This is a genomic window from Limnohabitans sp. 2KL-17, from assembly GCF_003063415.1.
Taxonomy (GTDB): Bacteria; Pseudomonadota; Gammaproteobacteria; order Burkholderiales; family Burkholderiaceae_C; genus Limnohabitans_A.
Window position 1 is genome coordinate 1 of the sequence record NZ_NESK01000038.1, and the last position, 20,031, is coordinate 20,031.

The 20,031-nt window shown below is 58.8% G+C and carries 21 protein-coding genes, 1 tRNA gene and 2 pseudogenes; 8 read left to right on the plus strand and 16 right to left on the minus strand.

The genetic code is table 11. The features are described from left to right. Window positions 1–184 precede the first annotated feature (184 nt). From B9Z45_RS17430 to B9Z45_RS15380, 4 genes and pseudogenes are all read right to left on the minus strand, one after another. A pseudogene (locus B9Z45_RS17430) lies at window positions 185–280 on the minus strand (AAA domain-containing protein); the annotation flags it as partial. After that, window positions 277–666 carry a type II toxin-antitoxin system HigA family antitoxin gene (locus B9Z45_RS15370; RefSeq protein WP_108408096.1) on the minus strand — a complete coding sequence of 130 codons (390 nt, stop codon included), beginning with the start codon at window positions 664–666 and terminating at the stop codon, window positions 277–279. The gene B9Z45_RS15370 and the pseudogene B9Z45_RS17430, both read right to left, overlap by 4 nt. Window positions 667–683: 17 nt before the next feature. Next, on the minus strand, window positions 684–992 hold the full coding sequence (locus tag B9Z45_RS15375; protein ID WP_108408097.1) for a type II toxin-antitoxin system HigB family toxin: 309 nt from the start codon (window positions 990–992) through the stop codon (window positions 684–686). A gap of 118 nt (window positions 993–1,110) precedes the next feature. After that, window positions 1,111–1,386, minus strand: a complete 276-nt coding sequence (locus B9Z45_RS15380) for a C-terminal helicase domain-containing protein (protein ID WP_233252224.1) — start codon at window positions 1,384–1,386, stop codon at window positions 1,111–1,113. 74 nt (window positions 1,387–1,460) lie between these two features. On the opposite strand from B9Z45_RS15380, the gene B9Z45_RS15385 reads away from it, so the two are divergent. Then, a complete protein-coding gene (locus tag B9Z45_RS15385) occupies window positions 1,461–2,384 on the plus strand; it encodes a Bro-N domain-containing protein (RefSeq protein ID WP_108408098.1) in 924 nt (307 codons plus the stop codon). A gap of 1 nt (window position 2,385) precedes the next feature. Here B9Z45_RS15385 and B9Z45_RS17280 read toward each other — a convergent pair whose 3' ends face one another. From B9Z45_RS17280 to yaaA, 6 genes and pseudogenes are all read right to left on the minus strand, one after another. Then, window positions 2,386–3,126, minus strand: coding sequence for an ATP-binding protein (locus B9Z45_RS17280; RefSeq protein WP_255562053.1), 741 nt, complete (start codon window positions 3,124–3,126; stop codon window positions 2,386–2,388). After that, window positions 3,127–4,344 (minus strand): annotated as a pseudogene (locus B9Z45_RS17630) (AAA domain-containing protein); the annotation flags it as partial. It abuts the gene before it with no gap. Between the two features lie 80 nt (window positions 4,345–4,424). After that, window positions 4,425–5,630: a Fic family protein gene (locus tag B9Z45_RS15395; RefSeq protein ID WP_108408099.1), complete on the minus strand. Its 1,206-nt coding sequence runs from the start codon at window positions 5,628–5,630 to the stop codon at window positions 4,425–4,427. A 60-nt stretch (window positions 5,631–5,690) separates the two neighbouring features. Beyond that, window positions 5,691–6,146, minus strand: coding sequence for a PACE efflux transporter (locus tag B9Z45_RS15400; RefSeq protein ID WP_370445854.1), 456 nt, complete (start codon window positions 6,144–6,146; stop codon window positions 5,691–5,693). Further along, window positions 6,143–7,000, minus strand: a complete 858-nt coding sequence (gene queF / locus B9Z45_RS15405; RefSeq protein WP_108408101.1) for an NADPH-dependent 7-cyano-7-deazaguanine reductase QueF — start codon at window positions 6,998–7,000, stop codon at window positions 6,143–6,145. The genes B9Z45_RS15400 and queF overlap by 4 nt, the downstream gene beginning before the upstream one ends. Continuing rightward, entirely contained in the window at window positions 6,997–7,773 is a 777-nt protein-coding gene (gene yaaA / locus B9Z45_RS15410; RefSeq protein WP_199221928.1) for a peroxide stress protein YaaA, read from the minus strand. Before yaaA ends, queF begins: the two co-directional genes overlap by 4 nt. Between yaaA and B9Z45_RS15415 the strand changes: the two genes are divergently transcribed. From B9Z45_RS15415 to B9Z45_RS15425, 3 genes are all read left to right on the plus strand, one after another. Next, a complete protein-coding gene (locus tag B9Z45_RS15415; protein ID WP_108408103.1) occupies window positions 7,772–8,467 on the plus strand; it encodes a pseudouridine synthase in 696 nt (231 codons plus the stop codon). The genes yaaA and B9Z45_RS15415 overlap by 2 nt on opposite strands. Window positions 8,468–8,577: 110 nt before the next feature. Next, complete coding sequence (locus B9Z45_RS15420) at window positions 8,578–9,699, plus strand: NADH:flavin oxidoreductase/NADH oxidase (RefSeq protein ID WP_108408104.1); 1,122 nt, start codon at window positions 8,578–8,580, stop codon at window positions 9,697–9,699. Window positions 9,700–9,730: 31 nt separating this feature from the next. Continuing rightward, window positions 9,731–10,702 (plus strand): tripartite tricarboxylate transporter substrate binding protein, encoded by a 972-nt coding sequence (locus B9Z45_RS15425; RefSeq protein WP_108408105.1) that lies wholly within the window; start codon window positions 9,731–9,733, stop codon window positions 10,700–10,702. 73 nt (window positions 10,703–10,775) lie between these two features. Here B9Z45_RS15425 and B9Z45_RS15430 read toward each other — a convergent pair whose 3' ends face one another. The 3 genes from B9Z45_RS15430 to B9Z45_RS15440 all read right to left on the minus strand — a co-directional run bounded on the left by B9Z45_RS15430 (window position 10,776) and on the right by B9Z45_RS15440 (window position 13,258). After that, on the minus strand, window positions 10,776–11,366 hold the full coding sequence (locus B9Z45_RS15430; RefSeq protein WP_108408106.1) for a DUF3501 family protein: 591 nt from the start codon (window positions 11,364–11,366) through the stop codon (window positions 10,776–10,778). Window positions 11,367–11,377: 11 nt separating this feature from the next. Next, window positions 11,378–12,727: a (Fe-S)-binding protein gene (locus tag B9Z45_RS15435; protein WP_108408107.1), complete on the minus strand. Its 1,350-nt coding sequence runs from the start codon at window positions 12,725–12,727 to the stop codon at window positions 11,378–11,380. 108 nt (window positions 12,728–12,835) lie between these two features. Then, window positions 12,836–13,258 (minus strand): rubrerythrin family protein, encoded by a 423-nt coding sequence (locus B9Z45_RS15440; protein ID WP_108408108.1) that lies wholly within the window; start codon window positions 13,256–13,258, stop codon window positions 12,836–12,838. Between the two features lie 320 nt (window positions 13,259–13,578). Here B9Z45_RS15440 and B9Z45_RS15445 point away from each other — a divergent pair, with 320 nt between their 5' ends. Both B9Z45_RS15445 and galU read left to right on the plus strand, forming a co-directional pair. Next, window positions 13,579–16,635: a valine--tRNA ligase gene (locus B9Z45_RS15445; RefSeq protein WP_108408109.1), complete on the plus strand. Its 3,057-nt coding sequence runs from the start codon at window positions 13,579–13,581 to the stop codon at window positions 16,633–16,635. Window positions 16,636–16,657: 22 nt separating this feature from the next. Next, entirely contained in the window at window positions 16,658–17,542 is an 885-nt protein-coding gene (galU, locus tag B9Z45_RS15450) for a UTP--glucose-1-phosphate uridylyltransferase GalU (protein ID WP_108408110.1), read from the plus strand. Between the two features lie 10 nt (window positions 17,543–17,552). Here the strand turns inward: galU and B9Z45_RS15455 are convergent, their stop codons facing one another. The 3 genes from B9Z45_RS15455 to cysM are packed head-to-tail and all read right to left on the minus strand — an operon-like array spanning window position 17,553 to window position 19,254. Then, the gene (locus B9Z45_RS15455) at window positions 17,553–17,780 is read right to left on the minus strand and encodes a sulfurtransferase TusA family protein (RefSeq protein WP_199221929.1); all 228 of its coding nucleotides are present in this window, start codon (window positions 17,778–17,780) and stop codon (window positions 17,553–17,555) included. Then, complete coding sequence (locus tag B9Z45_RS15460; RefSeq protein ID WP_108408112.1) at window positions 17,780–18,337, minus strand: NUDIX domain-containing protein; 558 nt, start codon at window positions 18,335–18,337, stop codon at window positions 17,780–17,782. The genes B9Z45_RS15455 and B9Z45_RS15460 overlap by 1 nt, the downstream gene beginning before the upstream one ends. A 14-nt stretch (window positions 18,338–18,351) precedes the next feature. Further along, window positions 18,352–19,254 carry a cysteine synthase CysM gene (gene cysM, locus B9Z45_RS15465; protein ID WP_108408113.1) on the minus strand — a complete coding sequence of 301 codons (903 nt, stop codon included), beginning with the start codon at window positions 19,252–19,254 and terminating at the stop codon, window positions 18,352–18,354. Window positions 19,255–19,510: 256 nt separating this feature from the next. Between cysM and B9Z45_RS15470 the strand changes: the two genes are divergently transcribed. Both B9Z45_RS15470 and B9Z45_RS15475 read left to right on the plus strand, forming a co-directional pair. Next, a tRNA-Leu gene (locus tag B9Z45_RS15470) sits at window positions 19,511–19,595 on the plus strand. Between the two features lie 189 nt (window positions 19,596–19,784). Then, a partial coding sequence (locus tag B9Z45_RS15475) for a transposase (RefSeq protein ID WP_146180858.1) occupies window positions 19,785–20,031 on the plus strand: 247 nt, incomplete at its 3' end.

Consider the following 20,031-nt stretch of genomic DNA (forward strand, 5'->3'; position numbering starts at 1 on the left):
GGTGGGCCACATGGCGCAGGTGATGGTGCGGGGGCTGGAGAAAGTCGATCAGATGTTTGTGCTGACGATGACCGCCTATAACCTCACGCGCATGCGCACCTTGGGGCAAATCCGTCAGCAGGGGGCGGGTCATGCCCACGTTCATGCGGCGAATGTCTGACAAAAAGCCGATCTCGCCTTGGGGGTTGCTGCGCGTGAGGGATATGGCAATGATGTCGCGCTCTTGGCCCTGAAACGAGTCGACGGTGCCCACGCTGAGCCTGCGGTATGTTGCAGTCACGCCGATGGTGAGCGGGGCGTGTTGGTGTTGTCCGTGATGAGCACTTGCGCGGAGATACCCAAACCTTTGTTCAAGTTTCGGATCATGCGCAGCGTGAGGGGGCGTTTGTGGCTGAGCACTTCATAAACGCGGTTGGGCTGACCGATCATCGGCTCAAGGTCTTTGATCGACAGCCCCGCTTGGTCCATGCGGAATTTGATGGCCTCCACGGGGTCGGGCAAATCAATCGGATGGTGCTTGCGCTCGTAGGCCTCTATCAAGGTCGAGAGCACATCCAGGCGTTCGCCTTCGGGTGAGTCAGGCGATGGGTCTTGGTCCACCAGCGTTGACACCACGCGCAGTGCTGCACGGTAATCTTTTTCTGTACGGATGGGGGTGATTTCCATGATGTTCTCCTTGACGCTCAAGACTGATCCACTGAGGCCGCATCGACCTTGTCGTATTCGGCATGCGTGCCCACAAACTTGATGTAAGCAATTTGCATCCGGTACGCAAAGGCGACGATGAGCCGATATTTGTTCCCAGCAATGTTGAAGACGATCCTGTTGTTGCCAACGATGCTGGCATTTCCGTATTGAGCTTTGACATCGCCTGGAGATTTCCATTTGGCGCGACATGCCTCGCCGTGCCAAGTTTTCAAGGCGTCCTCTGCGTCCCCGCGCCCGGGCTTTTCCCAGAATGTTTTGAGGGTGGATACGGCAATAAGTCGCATGGTGGTATTTTAGTCCCAAATTGGGACTGATGGCATTCGGTGTTCTTACCCGTGCCGTTTTGTCACGGGTTTACACTGTCTGCCCCTGACGGCAAAAAGCGCGCAAACGGGCACCATTTTAGGGCACCTCATTAGCCGTGCGGTACCGCCCCACCCCCTTCACATAAGCCAACAACTCCACAAAAAACGGATGGCGACAAAGCGTGGACGAATCGCCCACCAGCAGCAATTTGCGCCGTGCGCGGGTCATGCCCACGTTCATGCGGCGAATGTCAGACAGGAAGCCGATCTTGCCTTGGGGGTTGCTGCGCGTCAACGAGATGGCAATGATGTCGCGCTCTTGGCCCTGAAACGAATCCACAGTGCCCACGCTCAGCCTGCGTGTGTGCTGCAATCACTTCAGTGAACAAATAGCGGTTGGCGCAATTGCATATCACTGTATAAAATAACAGTTTTACTGTGCGCAATATGAAGAAAATCAGCTCTCCCAACGAACCTGCGCACCACATCGCGGTATTCCAAGAAACCACAATTCGCCGCGTCTGGCACAACGAGGAATGGTGGTTTGCCATCGTTGACGTGGTGGGTGTGCTGACCGATTCGGTGCAGCCAGAGGGCTACGTGAAAGACCTGCGCCGTCGTGACCCAGAGCTGGCCAAAGGGTGGGGGCAAATTGCCACCACCCTTCGTGTTCCGACGGCAGGCGGTGCACAGCGGGTGAATTGCGCCAACACCGAAGGCCTGTTCCGCATCATCCAGTCCATCCCGTCGCCCAAGGCCGAGCCTTTCAAACGCTGGCTGGCGCAGGTGGGTTACGAGCGCGTCAAAGAAATAGAAAACCCCGAACTGGCCAGCGCCCGCGCCCGCGAGCTGTACCAGGCCAAGGGTTATCCGCAAGCATGGATCGAGAAGCGGCTGCGCTCCATCTCTGTGCGCGGGGAGTTGACCGACGAGTGGAAAGCGCGCGGCGTGGCTGAGGGTAAAGAGTATTCAATACTCACTGCCGAAATTGCCCGCGCCACCTTTGGCGTGACGCCAGGCGAACACAGTCAGCTCAAAGGCTTGGACGTGGTGAAGACTGGCAATAACCTGCGCGACCACATGACAGACCTGGAGTTGATCTTCACCATGCTGGGCGAGGCCAGCACCACCGAGATTGCGCGCCGCAGCGATGCCCTGGGTTTTGATGAGAACCACACTTCCGCCAAAGAGGGCGGGAAGATTGCCGGTAACGCCCGCAAAGCGCTAGAGGCCAAGACGGGTAACAAGGTGGTGAGCAAAGCCAACTACCTGGCAACAGCACCTTCGCCCAGTTTGCTGGATGCACCCAAACCAGCGCCGCCGAGCAAGCCCAAAGCTCGGGCGAAGTCAAATCGGCCCAAGGGCGAATAAGTTAAAGCGCCACCCGATAGCCCCCCACTCCCTTCACATACCCCAGCAACTCCCCAAAAAACGGATGACTGCAAAGCGTGGACGAATCGCCGACCAGCAGCAGCTTGCGCCGTGCGCGGGTCATGCCCACGTTCATGCGGCGAATGTCTGACAAAAAGCCGATCTCGCCTTGGGGGTTGCTGCGCGTGAGGGATATGACAATGATGTCGCGCTCTTGGCCCTGAAACGAGTCGACGGTGCCCACGCTCAGCCTGCGTTGCAGCAGCAAACCGTTCAGCATTTCGTTGTCTTCAATAGCGTCTTTTAAATAGTTGATTTGGGCACGGTACGGTGCAATCACGCCGATGCTCAGCGGGGTGTGTTGGTGTTCGTCGTGTTCTGCTGGGTCATAGGGCGCAAGCAGCTGGGCCAGTCGCTCCAGCAGCAAGTTGGCTTCTTCGGGGTTGGCGGTGGATCGGCTCTCGGGAATGGAAACCTCCAAAAAACCGCAGCCCGCCGTGTCGATAAATTCCACGGGCAGGTCGGGCGCAAAACACAGGTCATAAGCCGCCAGGCCCGCGTGTCGCACGCTGGGGTGCGGCACCAGTTGGCCGCCATAAAACTGGCCAGAGCTGAACCCCATGATCTGCTCGTGCATGCGGTATTGCACTGTGAGCATGCGGGCAGTGCCCGGCTGCCGCTGGATGCACTTTTCAAACAGGGTTTCGCGCAGGCCTTCTTGGGCGGCTTTTTCGCTTTTCACCGTGGGCGGCAGTTGGTGGTGGTCGCCCGCCAGCACAATGCGCTGGCCCTTGGCAATGGGAATCCAGCAACCCGGCTCCAGGGCCTGGGCGGCTTCGTCAATAAAGACCGTCTCAAAGCTCAGGTGGCGAATGTGGCGGTTACTGGCGCCCACCAGCGTGCAGGTGATGACCTGCACCGACTCGAGCACGTCCTCGGTCATGAAGCGCTCTAAATCGTCGGCGGCTTGGCGCAGGGTGCGCGCTTCTTCTTTCAGCCATTGGCGCTGTTAGCGCCCCTCGAAACCAAAATTGCGGACGCCTTCTTTGGCCAGTTCGCTGGCCGTTTCACGGTGCTGTTCGGCGGTTTGGCGCATCGCATGCATCTTGGCGTAGCTGGCATGGGCCATGACACCCGCATCGAGCGTGTGCTGGAGCAGCAGGTCCGACACGCGACTGGGGTTGCCCAAGCGGATCACATTCACACCGCGCTCGGCCAGCTTTTCGGTCAGCAGGTCCACAGCGGTGTTGGAGGGGGCGCACACCAGCACGCGCCGCTCACGCCGGACGGTTTCCAGAATGGTCTGCACCAGCGTGGTGGTTTTGCCCGTGCCGGGCGGGCCGTGGATGATGGCCACGTCTTGGGCCGATACAACGTGGCGCACAGCCACCAGCTGCGAGTCGTTGAGCGCGCTGGGGTAAAACAAGTCGTCAGCTTTGTGCTCGCGAAAGCTGGCCTGCTTGGCGCCCAGCAGCACGTCGCGCAGCTCGGCCAAGCGGTTGCCGTGTGCGCCCATGACGTCAGCCATGGCTTGGTTCATTTCGCGGTAGCTCACCTCGTCAAACGTCAGGTCGATGCCCAGCGTGCTGCCGTTTGGGGTGCTGCCGTTGAGGGTGCTGGCGTTCAGCACCCAGTCGGGCAGCGTTTCTTTGGTGGTGGCCAGCAACAGTTTGTTGCGCCGCACGCTGGTCACCACGCCACTGAGCACGGGCCGGTCAGGCCCCGAATAGCCGGGCGCATTGCTGAACACACAAGCGTTTTTGCCCACCTGAAACAAATGCAGGTCTTGCCGAGTGGCCGGGCGCTCTAACTCCAGCACCACCTTGCCCCCAAAACCGATGTCTTCTTGGGTGATGGTGACGGGGTACCAGGTCAGGCCACGCCGACGCCGCTCTTTGATGCTGGCACTGGCATTTTTGAGCTTGAATTGCGCCTGGTCTTCCTTTTGATCAAGTTGCATGAGCGCACGCACATGGCGCAACTCACTTTGGACAGCATCTTGAACAGCGCTAGGGGCGGTGGGGGTTGGGTCTTGCTTGTTCAATCAGCCGCACCATCAGCTTTCCCGCTGGCTTTGCCCAGCTTGGCATCGTCCTCGGCCCAGCCTTCAATGGATGGGTAATACCTGGTCGAGCGGCCGTCACCGTACCGGGTGAGCAGCCCAAGCCGTTCCAGCTCAATCAGGTCACGGGCTGCCGTGGGCGTGGAGGTTTGCGCGATGCGTTCGTGTTTGCGCGTTGTCATGCCGCCTTCGTAACCCTTGGGGCCAGCATCCAGCAGCTTTTTCATGGTTTTTTGCTGCCGCTCATTGAGCGAGATTGCCGACATCGTCGCCTGAAATCGGATGCGTTGAATGGCCGAATCAATGGTGCGGTTGGCGAATTCGCTGGCCAGCGCAATTTGTTCCAGCATCCATTCAACCCATGCCGTCACGTCCATGCTTTTGGAACGCTGTGCACGCTCAAGCTCGCTGTAATAGCGGTCTTTGCTGGATTCGATTTGCCTGGACAGCGTCACGATGCGCCCGGGCTGGCCCATGTCTTGGCCCAGTGCCAGTTGCAAGATGGCGCGGCCAATACGCCCGTTGCCATCGTCAAAGGGGTGCAGCGTCTCAAACCACAGGTGAGAAACAGCGGCACGCACCAGGCCGTCCATCGGGTGAGTGCCGAGCTTGGGCTGCGTTTGGTTGAACCACGTCAAAAAAGCGTCCACTTGGCTAGCCAGGCCATCCGCAGGCGGCGCGGCGTAATGCACCTTGCTGCGGCCCACAGCGCCGCTGACGATTTCCATGGGCACAGAACGCAGAGCACCCACATCGATCCGCTGCATGCCCGAAAAACCTGTGGGGAAAAGCGCCCCGTGCCAACTGCACAGCCGCTCCAGCGTCAACGGTGAATCGGTGTTCAGGGTAGCGTCTTGCAACACATCAATCAGCCCCTCGATGTTGCGCCTGCCTTCGCGCACGGGGGCACCCGACGTGTCGAGCCCCAAGCGCCGGGCCACGGAGGACCGAACACTTTCAGGGTCAAGCTTCTCGCCCTCAATCGCTGAGGTGGTCAGTGCCTCTTGTGTCAGTGAGTCACGGATGTGGGGCTGCAGGCCTTCCAGGCCAATCGCCTCGGCTTTGCCCAAAAGAACCCCTTGGGCGTTTCTGGCCGCAGCCAAGAGGTCCTGGACCCGTTGGGCGTCAAACGCCAGCGCTGGCCAATCAGGGAGCTGCCAAATCCAGCGTTGATATGATTTCATGGCTTAATCATATCAATTTATGATATGAATAGAAGAAAAATCCTACCATCAGCCCCAGTTTTAATCGCCCGCCTGAGCAGAAGCGGGCAATCCGAAGACCCGGTCGAAGCACCAGGTGAAGGCGATGGCATAAAAGAAAAAGAACGCCAGCAGGCCCAAATTAGCTACCAAGGCAGCGGTTAGCGATATGTCCAGCCACAGCGACATGACGGGCAAAAGAATGATGACCAAGCCGCCCTCAAAACCCGCACCGTGGGCCAGCCGCCTAACAAAAGAGCGACCACGCACGGATTGGCGCGACTCCCAGCGCTCAAAAAGCCAGTTGAAGGCGTAATTCCACGTCAGCGCAATGCTCGACAACACGACCGCCAGGCCCAATGTGGAGGTGGGCGACTTGTCAAAGGCCAAGCTCAAAACGGGTCCGACAACAGCGATGGCAATGGCCTCGTACAAAAGGGCCTGGAGAACGCGGCGGGTGGTGGGTGACATATTGGGGAACGCGGTGAATGCGTTCACTGCCGCGCCGTGCGCACGTTCGGCGGCAAGATGCCGGGGTGGCTGGTGCGCCAGGGGTTGATGTCCAGCCCGCCGCGCCGGGTGTAGCGGGCATAGACCGTCAGTTTGGTGGGTTTGCAGCGCGTCCAGATGTCCATGAAGATGCGCTCGACGCATTGCTCATGGAACTCGTTGTGATTGCGAAAACTCACGATGTATTGCAGCAAGCCAGCCTGCTCGATCTGTGGGCCGCTGTACGTAATCTGCACGCTGCCCCAGTCGGGCTGGCCCGTCACCAGGCAATTGCTTTTGAGCAAATGGCTGACCAGGGTCTCGGTCACAGGCAGTTCATCCATCTGTGCGCTCAGCAAGTCGGGCGCAGGCTGGTAGCGGCTGCACTCGATGTCCATGCGGTCCAGGTTCAAGCCATCCAACTCATGCACAGGTTCGGCGTCAAACTGCTCTTGCAGCAAAAGCTTCACGCCCACACTGGCTTGCACCACACCGCCATGCCAGATGGCCGCGCTGATGTCACGGCGGATCATGTCGCGCACCGCATCGGCGCTTTCCAGCCGCGTGTTGTTGAAGCTGTTGAGGTACAGCTTGAACGACTTGCTCTCGACAATGTGCGTGCTTTCGGCGGGCACAGTAATGTGGGCCAGCGCCACCTGCGGCTTGCCCTTGGGGTTGAGCCAGGACAGCTCAAACGCGGTCCACAAGTCCGCACCAAAAAACACGGGCTGATGGGTGACGCCGATCTCGGCCCGCTTGGTAGCACGGGGAATGGGGAACAGCAAACCCGCGTCGTACTGGTCCACATAGGCGCTGGCTTTGCCCAGCTGCGACTGCTCGGGGGCGTTGTTGAAGTCGCTCATGCTTGCACCTTGCGGCGAAACACCAAGCGATCTGGCTCAGACACCTGCGGGTCATAGGCGTATCCCTCCAGATCAAAACTCGGCAGACCTTCGGGGTGGTTGATCTTGTTTTGCACCGCATAACGCGCCATCAGGCCACGCGCCCGCTTGGCATTGAAACTGATGATCTTGTACTTGCCGCCCTTGAAGTCTTCGAACACGCATTCGATCACACGGGCCTTGAGCACCTTGCGGTCCACCGACTTGAAATACTCTTGCGACGCCAAGTTCACGATGACCGGGCTCTTGTCTTTGGCCAGCTGGGCGTTCAGGTATTCGGCAATTTGCGCCCCCCAAAACTTGTAGAGGTTGCTGCCCTTGTCGGTCTGCAGTGTGGTGCCCATCTCCAGGCGGTAAGGCTGCATCCAGTCCAGCGGGCGCAACACACCGTACAGGCCACTCAAAATGCCCACATGGGCTTGCGCCCATTCCAGGTCTTTCAAAGACAGCGACTTGGCGTCCAGGCCTTCGTACACATCGCCATTGAAAGCAAGCACCGACTGCTTGGCGTTTTTGGCCGAGAACTTGGGGCTCCAGGCCTCATAGCGGGCCACGTTCAGCGCCGACAGCGCATCGGACAAATCCATCAGCTCGGCAATTTGCTGGGGCGACTTTTGGCGCAGCACCTCGATCAGGGCTTGCGATTGCGGCACAAACTGGGGCAGCGTGTGCGGCAAATCGCCTGCAGGGGTTTCGTAGTCCAGAGATTTGGCGGGTGACAATAAGAACAACATGCTCGACATCCTTTACCTTGACGATTATCTTGCAGCCGTGACCAAACCGCCCGGACTGCTGGTGCATCGCACCGGTCTGGATGCGGGTGAAACCCGTTTTGCCCTGCAAATGCTCCGCAACCAGCTGGGCCGCCCGGTGTGGCCAGCACACCGTTTGGACAAAGGCACCAGTGGCGTGCTGCTGTTTGCCCTGAACGCCGACACAGCCCGTTTGTTGGGCCAGGCTTTTGAAAGCGGCCAGGGCATGCAAAAGACTTACCGCGCCGTGGTGCGGGGCTGGCCCGCAGACGCTGGCGTGATCGACCATGCCCTGAAACGCATGCCTGACGACGCCCGCACCGAACGCACCGAAATTCAGCCCGCCCAAAGCCGTTTTGCCCCCCTGCGCCAGTTCACGCTGCCGCTGCCGCAACAAGGCTTTGCCAACACCCGCTGCGCCGAGGTCGCCTTGCAACCCCTCACGGGCCGTCGCCACCAACTGCGGCGCCACATGAAGCACATCGCCCACCCGATCATTGGCGACGCCACACACGGCAAAGGGCCTCTGAACCGGGCGGTGGCAGATTTGATCGGACATCAAAGGCTGTGGCTGCACGCCGAAAGCTTGCAACTGGCCCACCCGGTCAGTGGTCAGCCCTTGGTCTTGGCATCGTCCTTGCCTGCTGAATGGGCACTTTGGGATGCCTTTTCCTGAAGGCTTCCCCATCAATTCGGCAAGGCTGGTGCTGGTTGTCGCGCAGCGGATAAGGCAAGCCGGCCGTGGTCCCTATGATTCACGCCAAACCCACACCCTCCCCAAAAAATATGAGTCTGCTTTTCACACCCTTCACTTTCGATGCACCCTCTGGCCCGCTGACTTTGCCCAACCGCATCGTGGTGGCGCCCATGTGCCAGTACTCGGCAGAAAACGGCCAAGCCACCGATTGGCATCTGGCGCATTGGACCAATTTGCTCAACAGCGGAGCAGGCCTGTTCACCATCGAGGCCACAGCCGTCTCAGCGGTCGGCCGCATCAGCCCCGGTTGCCTGGGCCTGTGGGACGACGCCACCCAGGCGGCCTTGGCTGACAAGTTGCACCGCGCCCGCCGCCTGGCCCCTGCCATGCCCGTGTGCATCCAGATCAGCCACGCGGGCCGCAAGGCCTCCAGCGCTGCACCTTGGCACGGCGGCATGCTCATCGCCCCCGAAAATGGTGGCTGGCAACCCGTGGCGCCCAGCGCCTTGCCGCACTTGCCACAAGAAGCCCCACCCACCGAGTTGAGCTTGGCTGACTTGGCCCAAATCAAAGCCGACTTTGTGAACACCGCCCGGCGCAGCCACGCACTGGGCATTGAGGCGATTGAACTGCACGCGGCCCACGGCTATTTGTTGCACCAATTTTTGTCGCCCATTTCCAACCAGCGCAGCGATGCCTACGGCGGGTCTTTTGAAAACCGCATCCGTTTTCCGCTGGAAGTGTTCCAAGCCGTGCGTGAGGCTTTTGGCGGCACGCTGGGCATGCGCATCTCGGGCACCGATTGGGTTGATGGGGGCTGGACGATTGAAGAAACGGCCGAGTTGTCGATTCAGCTCAAAAAATCCGGGGCGCAGTTTGTACACATCTCATCGGGGGGTGTCTCGCCCCAGCAAAAAATTGCCATTGGTCCAGACTACCAAGTGCACTTGGCCAAAACCGTCAAAGCCGCATCGGCCCTGACCACCATCGCCGTAGGCCTGATCACCGAACCTGCCCAAGCCGAAGCCGTGCTGCAACGCGGTGATGCCGACCTGGTGGCGCTGGCCCGTTCTTTCCTGTATAAGCCGCGCTGGGGCTGGGAAGCGGCTGTGGCGTTGGGCGGCACCGTCGATGCACAACACCAATACTGGCGCAGCTTGCCCCGCGAAGCCAAAAACATTTTCAACGATGCCAAGATTGGCATGCGTTGATTTCTGACCTTCCAAAAAAGAGAGACTAACCATGACCACTCGCCGACAACTTACCCGCCTGCTGGCTTTGGCCAGCCTTTGCGCGCCCATGGCCCTGATGGCGCAAACCTTCCCCAGCAAGCCGATCACCCTGGTGGTGCCCGTGCCACCAGTCGGGTTGGTGGACACCTCGGCCCGGTTGATTTCTGAACCCTTGGGCCGCTTGATCGGCCAGTCGGTGGTGGTGGAAAACAAAGGGGGCGCCAGCGGCAACCTGGCTTACCAACAAGTGGCACGCAGCGCCAAAGACGGGCACACCTTGCTGGTGTCGTATTCGGGCTACCACGTTGCCAACCCAATCCTGATGCCCAAACTTTCTTGGGAACTGAAAGACCTGACACCTGTGGGCCTGATCACCGTGGCCACCAACGTGGTGGCCGTGCACCCCTCGGTACCGGCGAACAACATGAAAGAGTTCATCGCTTATGCCAAACAAAATGCGGGCAAGCTCAACTACGCGTCGCAAGGCAATGGATCGGTCTCGCACATTGGCACCGAAATTTTCAAACAACAGACCGGCATCGACCTGGTCCATGTGCCCTACAAAGGCTCTGGTCAGGCCATTGCCGATGTGCTGGCGGGGCAGGTGCAGGTCTTCATGACCACACCCCCTTCGGTGATGCAGCACATTCAGGCAGGCAAGCTCAAGGCGCTGGCTGTGACCGGCAAAAAACGGCACGCAGGCATGCCCCAAGTACCCACCATGGCCGAAGCCGGTTACCCCAACTTTGATCTGGAATCCTGGGTGGCCCTGTACGCCCCTGCAGGCACGCCTGCAAGCGCCGTGAACCTGCTCGCCGATGCGGTCAAGCGCAGCCTGGACTTACCAGAAAGCAAACAGCGCGCTGATGCAGCAGGCATCGAAGTGCGATTTGTGGCACCCACCGAGATGACCAAACTGCTGGAGCGCGACATCGCCGACTGGACCCAGGCGATCAAGGCCGCCAACATCAAACTGGACTGATCGGCTGCACAAAAAAAGCCGGCGCAGGCCTTTCGACCCGCTCCGGCTTTGTGACCATCAATGGTCTGCGGCTTTACTTCAAGTCACCCGCCAAGCTGGCCAAAGTATCTGCAGCAACTTCGATGTGCGATGGGTAATGTGTGTGGTCGCATCCCATCTTGACCCCTGCCCCGGCCTTGACTGCAGCGCACATGCCGGGCGCCAACTGAAAGCGCACAAAGTGGACCGCTGAAGTTTTTTCTTCGGTCTCGCGGTCCAGGTCTTCGTCGGCAATCGCATACACGCGGCCATGGCCTTCGACCTCGACAAACATGCGGTCTTCTACACCGATCAGCTTGGCTAACTCACGCTTGCGTTCGTTGATGTCGGTGTACTCGATCATCATGGTGGCCTTCCAGTTGTTGCCATCTGGCACCAGCGGGGCATAAGCCTCGATCTCTTGCAGGATGCCCTCTTCTTCAAAGACTTTTTCGATGCGCAGCATCTCCTGTATCTGGTAGCGGATCGTGGTTTCACTTTCAAACTGAATGTTGATGTGGTCTCCCAGTTGCACGCTGCGCAGCTTGCGATGGGCGATGACTGCAGGCTTGTTGAGCTTGCGCCACTTGGTGTAGGCCTCCAGAGACATGAGGGTCTCAGGGGTGATTTTTCCGGTCAGTTGCATGGCGTTGTTCCTTATTTGAGGCCGTAGGCCTTGCGCACCAGCGTCAAGGGGTGGTTCAGTTCGGGGGCACCCAGGCCGTTGACCTCAAAGCCCTGGGCGATGTGGTGCCCACCCAGCGGGCAATCAGAGCTGATGAAGTCGGGCTTGCTGCCATCCTTCATGGTCGCCATGGCTTTGAACACCGGTTTGCCGATCTTCATGGCCATGTCGTGCGAGCCTTTTTTGACACCGTAGGTGCCGGCGTGCCCCGAACAGCGCTCGATGGTGTTGATCTGGGTGTCCGGAATCATCTTGAGCATCTCTTCGGTTTTCTTGCCGATGTTTTGCACCCGACCATGGCAGGGAATCTGGTAGCTCACATTGCCCAGTTTTTGTGGAAATTCGGTCTTGAGCAGCCCATCGCGCTTGCGCGCCATGAAGTATTCAAACGGGTCCCACATGCTGGCTTTCACCAATTGGGTGTCAGTGCAGTCCGGGAACATCAACGGGATCTCTTGCTTAAACATCAAGGCACAGCTTGGCACGGCCGCCATGATGGCAAAGCCGTCCTTGGCGTATTTGGCCAGCACCGGGATGTTCGCTTCCTTGGAGGCCTTGACCGAGTCCAGGTCGCCGAGTTCCAGCTTGGGCATGCCGCAGCATTTTTCTTTCTCGACCAACACATAGGGAATGTCGTTGTGGTCCAGGATCTTCAGCAGGTCGTGGCCAATGCCAGGCTCGTTGTAGTTGATGTAACAAGTGGCATAGATGGCCACCTTGCCAGGTGTCTTGGCGCCGTCAACCACCTTCTCGGCTTTGGCATCCGGGGCGCTGCTGCGAAACTTTTGGGTGGCCAATTCGGGCAACCAGGCATTTTTATCAACGCCAGCCACGCTCTCCATGATGCTGCGGGCGGCGGCTGTTTTGTTCACGGCATTCACCGCCTGCACCACGATCGGGATACCGGCAAGAGAGCCATGCACATCGGTGGAAGCCAGCAACTTCTCGGCAACACCTACATCACCTTTTTTGAATTTGATGGCCTTGGCCCGCAACATGGTGTGCGGAAAGTCCAGGTTCCATTCGTGCGGCGGGGTGTAGGGGCACTTGGTCATGTAGCACAGGTCGCACATGAAGCACTGGTCCACCACTTGCCAGTAATCCTTCTTGTCCACCCCATCGACTTCCATGGTTTTGCTCTCGTCCACCAGGTCGAACAAGGTGGGGAAAGAGCCGCACAGACTCACGCACCGGCGGCAGCCATGGCAGATGTCGAAAATGCGCTCCAACTCGTCAAAACATTTTTCTTCGTTGTAAAAGTCGGGGCTTTCCCATGCGAGGGCGTGCCTGGTGGGGGCTTCGAGGTTGCCTTCTTTGGCCATGGTGTGCTCCTAGCGGGAATTTTTTGGGTTTTTCCAAGGGCTTTGTCGCCAAAGGTCTGAGAAAAACCCGCTGCACATTGCTGTGCAACGGGGTGACTGGCCGGTGAATCAATCCACCAGTTCGGTCAAAGCTTTCTGGTAACGGTTGGCGTGTGAGCGCTCAGCCTTGGCCAGGGTTTCAAACCAGTCGGCGACTTCGTCAAAACCTTCTTCGCGAGCGGTCTTGGCCATGCCGGGGTACATGTCGGTGTACTCGTGGGTTTCACCCGCCACAGCCGAAGCCAGGTTGTCGCGTGTGGAGCCAATCGGCATGCCGGTGGCTGGGTCACCGGATTGCTCCAGGAACTCCAGATGCCCATGGGCGTGGCCCGTTTCACCTTCAGCGGTGGAACGGAACAGCGCGGCCACATCGTTCTGACCTTCAATGTCAGCTTTGTTTGCGAAGTACAAATAGCGACGGTTGGCCTGGGATTCGCCTGCGAAGGCGTCTTTCAGGCATTGTTCCGTGCGCGAGCCTTTGAGTGCTGCCATGGGTATCTCCTTGTGGGTATCAAGTGGGTTGCCCTGGCAGAATTGCCAGAGACATACCAGATTAGCCCTAAACCGTTTGACCGCCCAATAGATTGATGCAATGAAATGGATTTATCAAGGCTATTGAACTTGGCAATTGATAAAAATCAACACACAAAGCTTCACAGACAACAGGGCAATGCTCAATCTGCCCTGGCTGGCAGGCGAATGCTGCCTCTGAGCCAGCTCGGGTGGGCTGGGTAAAATCACCGGATTGGGACTTTGACTGTCCTGCACGGCATCTGCTGAGGTGCCGTTTTCTTTTTTGAAAAGACCCCGCCATGAGCAACGCCCCCACCGCACCGGCCGATCAGCCCGGCCTTGATAGCCTGTCCAAATCCTTCGAGCCTGCCGCCCTGGAAGCGCACTGGGGACCTGAATGGGAAAAACGCGGTTATGGCGTGGCAGGTTTTCGGGGCACGGGCGCCCCTGTGGGCAATGCCCCCGCCTTTGCCATCCAGTTGCCACCGCCCAATGTGACCGGCACGCTGCACATGGGCCATGCGTTCAACCAGACCATCATGGACTCGTTGACCCGCTACCACCGCATGTTGGGCTTCAACACCGCCTGGATTCCCGGCACGGACCACGCCGGCATTGCCACCCAGATCGTGGTGGAGCGCCAGCTGCAAGCCCAAGGCATCAGCCGCCACGACATGGGCCCCACACCCGCAGAGGCACGCAAGAATTTTGTGGCCAAGGTCTGGGAGTGGAAAGAAGAATCGGGCAGCACCATCACCCGCCAGATGCGCCGCCTGGGCGACAGTGTGGACTGGAGCCGCGAATACTTCACGATGGACCCCAAATTGTCCAAAACCGTGACCGAGACCTTTGTTCGGCTGTATGAACAAGGCCTGATTTACCGGGGCAAGCGCCTGGTGAACTGGGACCCGGTGCTGATGAGCGCGGTATCTGACCTTGAAGTGGAGAGCGCCGAAGAAGACGGCTTTATGTGGCACATCCGTTACGACTTTGCCAACGGCCCGCAAACCGTTGATGGCGAAACCGTACAAGGCCTGGTGGTGGCCACCACCCGCCCTGAAACCCTTTTGGGCGACGTTGCCGTGATGGTCCACCCCGATGACGAACGCTACAGCGCCCTGATCGGCCAACAGGTCAAGCTGCCGCTTTGCGACCGAACCATCCCCGTCATTGCCGACGATTACGTGGACAAGGCTTTCGGCACAGGCGTGGTCAAAGTGACACCTGCGCATGACCAGAACGACTACGCCGTAGGCCAGCGCCACAAGCTGGACATCCTCTGTGTGCTTAATCTGGACGCCACCATCAACCAGCTTGCCCCCGAGAAATACCGGGGGCTTGACCGCTTTGTGGCCCGCAAGGCCGTGGTGGCTGATCTGGACGCTTTGGGCGCATTGATCGAAGTCAAAAAACACAAGCTCATGGTGCCGCGCTGCGCACGCACAGGCCAGGTGATTGAGCCGATGCTGACCGACCAGTGGTTTGTGGCCATGAACAAAGTCAGCCCAATTGACCCCACCGGCAAAAGCATTGCGCAAAAAGCCATCGATGCCGTTCAGTCGGGCGAGGTCAGTTTTGTGCCCGAAAACTGGGTCAACACCTACAACCAGTGGATGAACAACATCCAGGACTGGTGCATCAGCCGCCAACTTTGGTGGGGCCACCAAATACCGGCCTGGTACGACGAAGAAGGCCATGTCTATGTGGGTCGCGATGAAGCCGAGGCGCAGGCCCAGGCCGACAAGGTGTCGCCAGGCAAAAAACTCAAGCGCGACGACGACGTGCTGGACACCTGGTACTCGTCCGCTCTGGTGCCTTTCAGCACCATGGGCTGGGGCAACGAGGCCAACAACGCAGCTGGTGAGCGTGCCGGAAACGGTCGCAGCGACATTGCGAGCGAAGCGAGTGGGAGCAAGACCGGTTCCGGTGCGATCGCCAGCGGAACCAACGCCAGCACCAACAACAGCCAAAGCGACTACGACCTGTACCTGCCCTCTTCGGTATTGGTAACAGGCTACGACATCATCTTCTTCTGGGTCGCCCGGATGATCATGATGACCACCCACTTCACGGGCAAGGTGCCTTTCAAACACGTTTACATACACGGTCTGGTGCTGGACGCCCAAGGCAAGAAGATGAGCAAGTCCGAGGGCAACGTGCTTGACCCGGTGGACCTGATCGACGGCATCACGCTCGAACCCCTGCTGGAAAAACGCACCCAGGGCCTGCGCAAACCCGAGACTGCGCCCAAGGTGCGCAAGCAAACCGAAAAAGAATTTCCTGAAGGCATACCGGCCTACGGTGCCGATGCGTTGCGCTTCACCTTTGCCGCACTGGCCTCGCTGGGCCGCAGCATCAACTTCGACAGTAAGCGCTGCGAAGGCTACCGCAACTTCTGCAACAAATTGTGGAACGCCACCCGCTTCGTGCTGATGAACTGCGAAGGCCAGGACTGTGGCCTGAAAGAGCACACCAAGCAAGAGTGCGCCGTTGGCGGCCCCGCGCAGGGTTACCTGAGCTTCAGCCAGGCAGACCGCTGGATCGTCTCGCAACTGCAGCGCGTCGAAGCCGAAGTGGCCAAAGGCTTTGCCGAATACCGCCTCGACAACGTCGCCAACACCATTTATGACTTTGTCTGGAACGAGTTTTGTGACTGGTACCTGGAGATTGCCAAGGTGCAAATCAACACGGGCGACGATTCGCAAAAGCGCGCGACACGCCGCACCCTGATCCGCACCCTAGAGACGATCCAACGGCTGGCGCATCCCATCATCCCCTTCATCACCGAAGAGCTCTGGCAAAAAGTCTCGGTCGTGGCTGGGCGACCAGGCGAATCGGTGAGCATCTCGGCCTACCCCGTGAGTCAGCCCGATCGCATCGACGAAAAAGCAGAAGCGCATGTGGCCAAACTCAAGACCCTGGTGGACGCCTGCCGCAACTTGCGTGGAGAGATGAACGTCTCGCCTGCCACGCGCATGCCCATGTATGTGCTGGGCGACACCGCATTCATGCAAGGTGCGGCACCTGTGCTGCAGTCACTGGCCAAACTGAGCGAGGTCAAGGTTTTTGACACCGAAGCCGAATGGATCGTTGCCGCACAATCTGCCCCCGTGGCTGTGGTGGGCGAAGCACGTCTGTGCCTGTTAATCGAAGTGGATGCGGCCGCAGAAAAAATTCGCCTAACCAAGGAAGCGGCTCGCTTGGAAGGCGAAATCACCAAAGCCAACGCCAAGCTGAGCAATGAGGCCTTTGTGGCCAAGGCCCCCCCAGCGGTGATTGATGAAACCCAAAAACGTGTGGCCGAGTTCAGCGCCACGCTCGATAAGATTCGCCAGCAGCTGCAACGCCTGGGCTAAGCCCCCCGAGAAAGAAACCACCATGAGCCACAACGTCATTCGCAAAGCCGTTTTCCCGGTCGCAGGTCTGGGCACGAGATTCTTGCCCGCGACCAAAGCAGCGCCCAAAGAAATGCTGCCGGTGGTTGACAAGCCACTGATTCAGTACGCGGTTGAGGAAGCCTACAGCGCAGGTGTGCGGCACATGATCTTTGTCACAGGCCGCAGCAAGCGGGCGATCGAAGACCATTTCGACACCGCTTACGAGCTTGAAAACGAACTCGAAACAGCGCACAAAGACGAACTGTTGGCCTTGGTGCGTTCAGTGCAGCCCGACGACATGGTCTGCGCTTATGTGCGCCAGCCCCGGTCGCTGGGGCTAGGCCATGCGGTGCTGTGCGCCGAAGCCATGGTCGGCAACGAGCCCTTTGCCGTTTTGCTGGCCGATGACTTGATTGTGGGTTTGCAAGGTGGGCCATCGGTGTTGGCTCAAATGGTGGCGGCGCACACACAACAAGGCCGCTCTATTTTGGCGGTGCAAGAAGTGCCTCTTGAACATGTCAAGCGCTACGGCATCGTGGCGGGTGAGCCGGCTGGCAAACAGCTGATGCGCGTCGAGAAAATCGTGGAAAAACCCAGCCCCGACCAAGCCCCTTCACGCATGGGTGTGGCGGGCCGCTACATCCTGACGCCCGGTATTTTTGACGAAATTCGCAACCAGCCTACGGGTGTGGGGGGTGAGATCCAGCTGACCGATGCCATCGCCCGCCTCATGCAACGCGAGGCGGTGTATGCCTTCCAGTACGAAGGCAAACGCTACGACTGCGGCAGCAAAGAGGGTTTTTTAGAGGCCACCGTAGAGCTGGCCTTGCAGCACCCGCAGGTAGGCGCATCGTTTCACGAATACCTCAAGGGTTTGAGTCTCTGATCAACAGATTTCAGCGGCGCTTCAGACCAAAAACGAAACTGGTTTCGGTCTTTTCCTGCAAGACCAACTCGTGGCCTGTCTGCCTTGCAAACGCCTCAAAATCGCGCCAGGCACCAGGGTCGGTGGCAGTCACCTTGAGCAACTGGCCGCTGTTCAGATCATTCAAAGCCTTCTTGGCTTTCAGAATGGGCAAGGGGCAATTCAGGCCGCTGGTGTCAATTTCCTTGTCGAAGTGCATCATGATTCCTGACTCGGCTCTTGGCTTTGCGCTTCGCGGTCGGCCCAACTCATGAAAGTAGGCTCGATGCCAATGGTGCGCAGCCAGTCGCCCAAGGCGTAACCGGTGCCTGCGGGCCAGCAAATCAAGTCCTTGAAGTCGACCATTTGGTACTCGGCCAACTCGGGTGACAAGCGCACCTCGCCTTCGGCCACCGCATGGTAGGCAATGATCACCTGGTTCATGCGCTGAAAGTCGTACGCGCCAATCAGCTTGAGGGCCGAAACCTTCAGGTTGGTTTCTTCGGCAATTTCCCGGCGAATGCCTTCTTCGGGTGTTTCACCGGCCTCCATAAAACCAGTGATCAGGGCAAAACGACGGCCTGGCCAAGCGGCGTTGCGTGCCAACAAAATCTGCTCGCCCACCTGCACAATGCCCGCCAACACGGGAGTGGGGTTGTTCCAGTGGGTAAAGTCGCAGGCTGTGCAGCGCAGACGCAAGGTCTCGCCGCCATCTTCCATTTGCGAGCGCCAGGCCAGAGGGGTTGCGCATTGCGGACAAAAACGAAATTCAGCCATGAAGCCAGCTCCGGTCAGGCGGGGAAAACGCCAGTAGACAAATAACGGTCACCGCGATCGCACACGATGAACACAATGGTGGCGTTTTGCGCCGTCTTGGCCACCTGCTGGGCCACCCAGCAAGCGCCCGCAGCCGAGATGCCTGCAAAAATACCTTCCGTGCGAGCCATCTGGCGGCACGTTTCCTCAGCCTCGTTCTGGCTCACATAGACCAACTCGTCCACCCGGCTCGGGTCGTAAATTTTGGGCAGGTATTCTTCGGGCCACTTGCGAATGCCAGGAATGCGCGAGCCCTCGCTTGGCTGAGCACCAATGATGCGAATCGCAGGATTTTTTTCCTTCAAAAATAGTGAGACGCCGGTGATCGTGCCCGTCGTGCCCATCGCGCTCACAAAATGCGTGACTTGGCCGCCGGTCTGCTCCCAGATTTCCGGCCCCGTAGTCTCGTAATGAATGCGCGGGTTGTCGGCGTTGGCGAACTGGTCCAGGATGCGGCCCTTACCCTGCGCGGCCATGTTGTCAGCCAGGTCGCGGGCGTACTCCATGCCACCACTTTTGGGGGTCAGGATCAACTCGGCGCCAAAAGCCTTCATGGTCTGAGCCCGCTCAATCGACAAGTCCTCGGGCATGATCAACACCATCCGGTAACCCCGGATGGCAGCGGCCATGGCCAGTGCGATGCCGGTGTTGCCGGATGTGGCCTCAATGAGGGTGTCACCCGGCTTGATTTCGCCACGCTCTTCTGCCCGCCGAATCATCGACAAAGCTGGCCGATCCTTGACGGAACCGGCGGGGTTGTTGCCCTCCAGCTTGCCCAAAATCACATTGTTTCGCGCCGCCATATCGGCTGCACCCAAACGCTGCAAAGCCACCAGCGGTGTTTTGCCGATCGCATCTTCAATGGTTGAATAAATCATGGCTGTACTTTGCCATAACTTGCAGGCCCCCACCCAATGGAAGGCCGATTAAGGCGAGGTAGCCTGATTGATCGCGACATCTGTGCTGACCGCTTTAGCGCATTGCAAATGCGAGCGGTTGATCCCAGTGGGTCCGGTCAGGCTTGCATTTCAGAACAACAAGCCCACATACCGTCCAGAGATTTGACCAAGGCGCTGTCAAAGGCAAGGTAAATCGGTGTAATTTTGTGCCATAATTTGCGTCTTCACAAATACCGCCCGGGTGGTGAAATTGGTAGACTCAGGGGACTCAAAATCCCCCGCCGCAAGGCGTGCCGGTTCGAGTCCGGCCCCGGGCACCATCAGCGGAAACCCAGCAAGCATGCGGGTTCCAAGCAAATCAAGGCCAACCTTTACGGGTTGGCCTTTTTTCTTATCAGCTTCCATGTGGACATGGTGTAGCCATTCGCAGGGCTTTCAATGGCCGTGCAGCTTACTTAGGGCTACGCTGAATAAGTCCACCGCATTGGGTGCTGTTTCGTTATAGGTCGATGAAACAACAGACCCTTGCCCTAGCGGCCGATGCAGGAGCCGGATTCGAACAATACCGTCGCGCAACCAGGCGCGACGTGTTCCTCTCCACAATGAATGAGATCGTTCCGTGGCATGCGCTATGCGAAGTGATCGAGCCGCATTACCCCAAGCCGGGCAATGGTCGCCCGCCGGTGGGACTTGAGCGTATGTTGCGCATGTACTTTGTGCAGCACTGGTTCAACTTGGCCGACGAGGCTTGCGAGG